We start from the raw sequence: 6934 nt of genomic DNA on the forward strand, positions 1-6934 counted from the left end.
CTTAACCCTGCTGAACAGGTATGGCAGTACCTTAAACAGCATTGGTTATCTAATCGCTGTTTTGAGAGTTATGATGCGATTGTCGATGCGGCATGTGACGCTTGGAATGCATTGTGTAATGAGACTAACTTAATTAGGTCTATCACTCAGCGGGAGTGGTGCGACTTGAGTGTTATTTTTTAGAATTGGTATAATAACACCCAAGATAGCTCAGCGGCGAGCTCAGTCTCAAAACCGAAGTCAAAGCTACTTTCTTGGGGGTGGTCAGCCCTTAAGTATTTAATCCTTTTTGCGGTTATCTACACTGCGATTAACTGGTGGCGACAGCCGGTCATGCCTGCAGACCCTCAGCTGCAGCTAACAGATTATCAAGGGCAAATGGTTGATATCGAGGCATTGAGCCATGAGTCTCCCGTGTTGGTTTATTTTTGGGGAACTTGGTGCCCTATCTGTAGCACCACCTCTCCAAAAGTAAACTCCTTGGCGGAGTCAGGAAGCTATCCTGTGGTAAGTATTGCTGTTCAATCGGGTAGCAACCAAGATATTGAGCAGTTCATGACCGAACACAGCTATTCATTTACCACCATTAATGATGAGGCTGGCAAGATATTTAGTGACTGGGAAGGCCAAGTTACCCCCTCTTATGTGGTCCTTAAAGACGGTGAGATGAAACAAGGTCTGACCGGAATTCAGCCCGAATGGTCTCTTAGATTGAGGCTGTGGTTGTCTTCACTATTCTAAAAGCTACTTACTCTTTATTTTTATAGTCCTTATGACAGCTATTATTTATAGTAGCTGTCATTATATCGTGCCTTAAATTCGTCTATAATACCTGCCATTACAGTGTCGCTATCAGCGTTGACTTTGAATTGTTGTGGACGTCACTTATACCGTAACGCAATGCCCAAATTAAGGACTACTTATGGACCCTCGCCTTGGCGATAATGTCGCCCCCTCCTCAGAAACCCCTGCCCCTTTATATGAGTATGACCCTGACTTTAGTAATGGAAAATGGTTTCCAAACTGGAAGCCTTTTCAAGGCGATTTAGACCAGCACTCTGTTGCCATTAATGAGTATTTACCGGCTGGCAAAAGTGTCATGTTGGGTGTGCAGCATACCTTTGCTATGTTTGGTGCAACCGTACTAGCCCCTTTATTAATGGGCTTTGATGTTAACCTTGCTATCTTAATATCAGGTATCTGTACCATCTTATTCTTCTTGATGACCGGCGGACGTATGCCCAGCTATTTGGGGTCTAGTTTTGCTTTTATTGGCCCGGTTATCGCAGCCACAGCTTATGCAGGCAGTGGTCCCAATACCAATCTAAATGTGGCACTGGGCGCCATTATGGTGTGTGGTCTCATCTATGCACTGGTGGGTCTACTGGTAATGAAGATCGGTACGGATTGGATTGAGAAACTAATGCCTCCAATCGTTACCGGTGCTATTGTAATGATCATTGGTCTAAACCTTGCGCCTGTTACGGTACAAGGGGTTTCAGCCAATCAGTTCGATGCTTGGATGGCCACATTGACCGTGGTATTAATTAGTAGCGTGGCCATCTTTACCCGTGGCATGCTACGCCGTCTGCTGCTATTGGTGGGTTTGATTCTGTCTTATGTGATCTACTATCTTGTGACCAATGTTATGGGCTTTGGAACACCTATTGATTTTAGCAGTGTGCAAGAAGCAGCTTGGTTTGGCCTGCCTACCACGCATAAGCCTGAGTTTAGCTTAGATGCCATTATCCTTATTGCCCCTATCGCTTTTATTCTCATTGCTGAAAACTTAGGCCACTTTAAAGCCGTAGAAGGCATGACTAAGTCCCATGTTACCCCTTATATTGGTCGCGGTTTCTTTGCAGATGGCTTGGCCACAACCTTCTCTGCAGGCTTTGGTGGTACAGGTGTGACCACTTATGCAGAGAACATTGGGGTTATGGCAGTGACCAAGGTCTACAGTACCACCATCTTCGTTATGGCCGGTATTGTGGCAATATTCTTAGGTTTATCTCCTAAGTTTGGTGCGATTATTCAAAGTATTCCCCCTGCACTGCTAGGTGGCGCTTCGATTGTGGTATTTGGCCTAATTGCTGTGGCTGGTGTAAAAATCTGGATTGATAATAAAATCGACTTTAGCAAAAACAGCAATCTTATCATCGCAGCTGTGACCGTTATTATGGGTGCGGGTAACTTCAGCCTACATCTTGGTGGCTTTGATTTGGGCGGTATTGGTACCGCAACCTTAGCTGCCATCGTCCTAAACGCTTTATTCAACCGTGAGATTGCCAACAAGCGTACAGCTTAGACTTTTTAGCGAAACCAGTTATAGCGTCTAAAAGCACAAAAGCCCACAGTTTATAACTGTGGGCTTTTTTTATAGAGCCATACCCTATTACAAGACCTTATCTACGGCGATAAAACCGTGAAAAAAACCGATAACGTCGCAATTTGGCAGTTTGAGTGAGTGGCTTGGGTTTCAATGAGCCTAGATAAATAGCCAACATCGTCAACGCAGCACCCGTCCACTGTAAGATATTAATAGACTTCTCTAGCCAGAAGTAGTCGATAAACAAAGCCGCTACAGGCTCACTTAATAGCAGCAAGCCTGTTAATGCCAGCGATAGCTTGGGTATCGAATAAGCAATCAACCCCCAGGCCAGACACTGCATCACCGTACCATAGACGATAATCCAGCCCAGATCAGACCAGGAGGTTGGCATTATTTGGCCTTTATCAAACAAAAACATTGGAATCAGCATAGCCAGACCGCCACCAATACTAATTCTTTGCATGAGTAAAAATATTGGGGTTGGCGAAGCTTGATGGGTCAAGCGAATGAAAGTCATCGAGGCCGCCAACATACTGGCAGAGACAATACCGGTTACAAAGCCATAAGCGGCGTGATTGTTGTTCGCAAATTCAGGGCTGGCAATAAATACCACACCAGTAAGAGCAATGACCAAACTTATTAACTGTAATATGGTCTGGCGCTCTTTGAATATCAAAAAACCCAAAGCTGCTAAGAAGAATATCTGTAAGCTGTTAAGTAGAGTGGATATCCCAGGACCAACCGCATAAATACTTTCATGCCATAGTGCTAAGTCAAACCCCAAGAAGGCGCCAGATAACAAGCCAAAAATCAGTGCTTTATTATTGTTTATGCTACTGCTTGTTGTATCGCCATCCTTAGCGCTGGGCATTTTTTGGCGAAACACTGCAGCCAAGATGGTAAAGACTATGCCCGATATTGCCAGTCGCCAAAAGGCCATGGCATATCCCCCAACTTCGACATGGGCAACAATAAGGCTGCCTAACCCGAATATAATGCACCCAATAATCAGCCCGATCGCGGGAAGCTGAGAGTTGTCCTTTTGCTGTATCATAAATCGACCTAATACTATCCCTTAGAAAATAACGCTAAATCAGCTTGAATAGTGATAAGTATAACCTTACCTTAGAGATAGAAGACACTATATTCAAAAATATTATTTAGGAACCACTATGAAATACTTACTACAAGTCGATTTTCCATACTCAGGCCCCTTTGGTGATGAGTTTTTTACCGCTATGAAAGAATTGGCTGAGGATATTGCCACCGAGCCCGGCCTGATTTCAAAAATTTGGACCGAAAATGAAGAAAATAAAGAAGCAGGCGGCATCTATGTATTCGATAATCTAGACGATGCTCATCGCTACCTAGACAAGCACACTCAAAGGCTACAGTCTTTTGGATTTACCGATATTAAATCCAAAGTATTTAAGATTAACGAAGAGTTAAGCGCCATTTGTCACGCCAATTTCTAGTAGCTGCCTAGTATTTAATCTTAAATAGATGATACGTCCTTGATTTTCAGGTATTGTTTTAATTGGAAAACTTCTATAAAGTTTTTAACAGGGTAATAACCCACCCTCCTGTGAAAAATACAGAATAGAGTGAGTTAAATAAGAAACAACATCACAAAAAACTCAGCACATGACAAAACAAGCTGTGAATTTAAGGACAACAAATGCCATCGAATAATAATGTTTTACGCTCTCGCGTCAGATTACTAGGGTCGTTTTTAGGAGAGGCCATTGCTCGTCAATCAGGGGCAGACACTGTTGAAACCATTGAGGTATTACGCAAAGGATTTATCCAAGAACGTCGCTCCCCTGACCCAAAAAACAAGCAAAAACTAATCGACCTGATTGCCTCCTTAGACAATAAAACCCTACAAAATGTTATTCGCGGTTTTTCAATTTATTTCTTCTTAGCCAACCTCACGGAAGAAAACTTCTTACAACAAGAGCGACGTGTTTTAAAAGAGAACTCTTACCAATACTGGGAAGGGTCGTTTCGCCACACTCTATTAGAATGTAAAGAGCGTAATATTGAAGCGCAGCAAATCAAAGAGCTGATCGACCAGCTAAAGTTCATACCCGTATTTACGGCGCATCCGACAGAGGCCCGTCGCCGTACTACGATGAATATTTTGCAGACCCTGTATGCTCATAGCAATGCCCTAGATGAGCTTCCTGAAGGCAGTATGGCTTATGAGGAAGCGAAACAAAAAACAGCTGAAGCCATTGATTTACTTTGGTCATCAGATGAAGTCCGTACCCGTAAGCCTTTGGTATTTGATGAAATCAATAACGGTCTGCATTACTTTAATGCCAGTTTATTTACCGCCATTCCTCAAGTCTATCGCAATACAAAAAATGCCATTGTAGACATCTACCCTGAGCTTTCTGATTACCCTCTACCTGCCTTCTTGCGCTTTGGCTCTTGGATTGGGGGTGATAGAGATGGCAACCCTTTTGTTACTCATGAGACCACGGAAATGGCAGTCTTGATGCATGCCAATACTGTCTTGCGTCATTATCGAGTTGTCCTAAAAAAACTACGCCGTGAACTGATTCACAGTGACACCATCGTGGACATCTCTGCTGAAATCTATCAACGTATTGAAGACTACAGTGATCTGGATCAAAAGGTGTTCTACTATAATCCAGAAGATTATAACCATGAGCCATATCGTAGACTGTTATCGCTTATCCTCGAAAAAGTCGCTGCGACCAATCAATATATTCAAAGCCGAGGTGAAGATTTAGAGGCAGCAGCTTACGCTTACTCTAGTCCAGAAGAGCTACTAGATGATTTGCGTCTGATCAGACAAAGTGTCCAAGTCCATGATGAAGCGCACTCAAAAGGGCTACTGCTAGATATGATTCGCTTGGTGAAAACTTGCGGCTTCCACCTAGCATCCTTAGATATCCGTCAGGATTCTGCTTATCATGGCGAGGTTATCGCTGATATCTTTGATAGCGCCTCCAACCTACCCGACTATCGCAGCCTTAGTGAAGAAGAGCGTCAGCAGTGGTTAACCCGACTTCTAGAACAGCCAGGTACACCGCTAATTTATAGCGATAATTTAAGCGATCAAACTCGTGAGCAGCTGGCCCTAATGAACTCTATTGCCAAGCTGAGAAAATTAGTTGGTAAAGATACCTTTGGCAGCTACATCATTTCGATGACCAACAATGCTAGCCAATTGTTAGAAGTTTTATTATTGATGCGCTTTGCCGGCCTGTCGGGTATTGATGCTAAGGGTAATTTATTTGCAGCTTTACCTGTGGCTCCATTATTTGAGACCATCGATGACTTAAAGAACATCGATCACATTATGCCTGCAGTCTTAGATAACCCTCTATATCTTCAGCTATTAAAAGGCTCAGATAATACCCAAGAGATTATGCTAGGGTATTCAGACTCTTCAAAAGATGGCGGTATTATTACTTCTGCTTGGCAACTGTATAGCGCCCAGCAAACCATCACTGAAATTGCTAAAAAGTATGGAATCCAGACTCGCTTGTTCCATGGTCGTGGCGGTTCAGTCAGCCGTGGTGGTGGCTCTACTCACCAAGCCATTGCCGCTCAGCCGGCAGGTACTTTAAATGGCCAAATCAAGTTCACCGAACAAGGTGAGGTGCTTTATGCCAAATACGCCAATCCAGATACGGCTGTATTTGAGTTAACCATGGGTATCACTGGTGCCTTAAAGGCCAGTTCTTCTCGCTTCGTTGAACAACCAAAACAGCTGACTAGCTATGAGTCATTATTTGCTCGCTTAGCAGAAGCTGGTGAGAACGAGTACCGAGCCTTAACCGATAACACTGAGGGCTTTTATGAGTTTTATTCTCAAGCGACTCCAGTTCAAGAGATTTCATTACTAAATATCGGCTCTCGCCCTGCTCACCGCAAAAAAGGATTGCCTAGTAAATCAACCATCCGTGCCATTCCTTGGGTATTTGGTTGGTCATTAGCCCGCTTCACTTTACCCGCCTGGTACGGTGTCGGTAGTGCTTTAGACAGTGTTAAACAAGATGAAGCACTAATGAAGGAGATGAATGATAACTGGCCATTCTTTAAAGCCTTTATCAGTAATATCGAAATGGCATTTACCAAATCAGAGATGAATATTGCCCGTGCTTATAGTCAATTGTGTGAAGATGAAACCTTACGTGAGACCGTGATGCAAGCGGTAATTAAAGAGCATGAGCTGACTCAGTCAGGGTTAAACTCTTTATTAAAACAAGAGTCGTTACTGGCTGGACAACAAGAGCTGGCTAGCTCTCTGGAATGGCGTAATGCTTATTTAGATCCTATGAACTATATCCAGATTGAGCTTCTAAAACGTCTGCGTCACTCTGATAAAGACCAGCAAGAAGTCCAAACCAGCTTGGAGGTAGAAGACCCCTTAATTCGCAGTATTAACGCGTTAGCTGCAGGTCTTCGCAATACTGGCTAATCGCTTATCAACCTATCTATAATTACAAAAAAGCCCATCGCAGAAATGAACTGACCCCCAAATGTTGGACGGTTTAGTTTAGATCAAGGACTGAGTTCTGTATTGCACAGGACTCAGTCCTTTTAGTTTAAGTTGAATACGTT

Annotated in this window: 5 protein-coding genes and 2 pseudogenes; 5 read left to right on the forward strand and 2 right to left on the reverse strand. The window is 43.4% G+C overall.

Translation table 11 applies throughout. From position 1 onward, the window contains the following. The 3 genes and pseudogenes from A1232T_RS14105 to A1232T_RS07335 form a co-directional block, all read left to right on the forward strand. Window positions 1-183, forward strand: a pseudogene (locus A1232T_RS14105) (IS630-like element ISAli3 family transposase); the annotation flags it as partial. Between the two features lie 63 nt (window positions 184-246). Next, window positions 247-741: pseudogene (locus tag A1232T_RS07330) on the forward strand (protein disulfide oxidoreductase); the annotation flags it as partial. A gap of 181 nt (window positions 742-922) precedes the next feature. After that, window positions 923-2308: a solute carrier family 23 protein gene (locus A1232T_RS07335; RefSeq protein WP_077448809.1), complete on the forward strand. Its 1386-nt coding sequence runs from the start codon at window positions 923-925 to the stop codon at window positions 2306-2308. A 97-nt stretch (window positions 2309-2405) separates the two neighbouring features. Here the strand turns inward: A1232T_RS07335 and A1232T_RS07340 are convergent, their stop codons facing one another. Continuing rightward, window positions 2406-3386, reverse strand: coding sequence for a DMT family transporter (locus A1232T_RS07340; RefSeq protein WP_077448810.1), 981 nt, complete (start codon window positions 3384-3386; stop codon window positions 2406-2408). Between the two features lie 118 nt (window positions 3387-3504). Here A1232T_RS07340 and A1232T_RS07345 point away from each other — a divergent pair, with 118 nt between their 5' ends. After that, entirely contained in the window at window positions 3505-3807 is a 303-nt protein-coding gene (locus A1232T_RS07345; RefSeq protein ID WP_077448811.1) for a monooxygenase, read from the forward strand. A 203-nt stretch (window positions 3808-4010) separates the two neighbouring features. Next, window positions 4011-6791 (forward strand): phosphoenolpyruvate carboxylase, encoded by a 2781-nt coding sequence (ppc, locus tag A1232T_RS07350; protein ID WP_077448812.1) that lies wholly within the window; start codon window positions 4011-4013, stop codon window positions 6789-6791. Between the two features lie 78 nt (window positions 6792-6869). On the opposite strand, the gene A1232T_RS14610 is transcribed toward ppc, so the two are convergent. Then, on the reverse strand, window positions 6870-6929 hold the full coding sequence (locus A1232T_RS14610) for an IS3 family transposase (protein ID WP_077447752.1): 60 nt from the start codon (window positions 6927-6929) through the stop codon (window positions 6870-6872). Window positions 6930-6934 lie beyond the last annotated feature (5 nt).

Origin of the sequence: Psychrobacter pasteurii (assembly GCF_900162815.1) — a bacterium.
In the GTDB taxonomy this organism is placed as follows: domain Bacteria; phylum Pseudomonadota; class Gammaproteobacteria; order Pseudomonadales; family Moraxellaceae; genus Psychrobacter; species Psychrobacter pasteurii.

What these genes read in the sequence shown, in the direction of transcription:
- A1232T_RS07335 (WP_077448809.1), top strand. Translation starts at nt 923, where the DNA reads ATGGACCCTCGCCTTGGCGATAATGTCGCCCCCTCCTCAGAAACCCCT.
- A1232T_RS07340 (WP_077448810.1), bottom strand. Translation starts at nt 3,386, where the DNA reads ATGATACAGCAAAAGGACAACTCTCAGCTTCCCGCGATCGGGCTGATT.
- A1232T_RS07345 (WP_077448811.1), top strand. Translation starts at nt 3,505, where the DNA reads ATGAAATACTTACTACAAGTCGATTTTCCATACTCAGGCCCCTTTGGT.
- ppc (WP_077448812.1), top strand. Translation starts at nt 4,011, where the DNA reads ATGCCATCGAATAATAATGTTTTACGCTCTCGCGTCAGATTACTAGGG.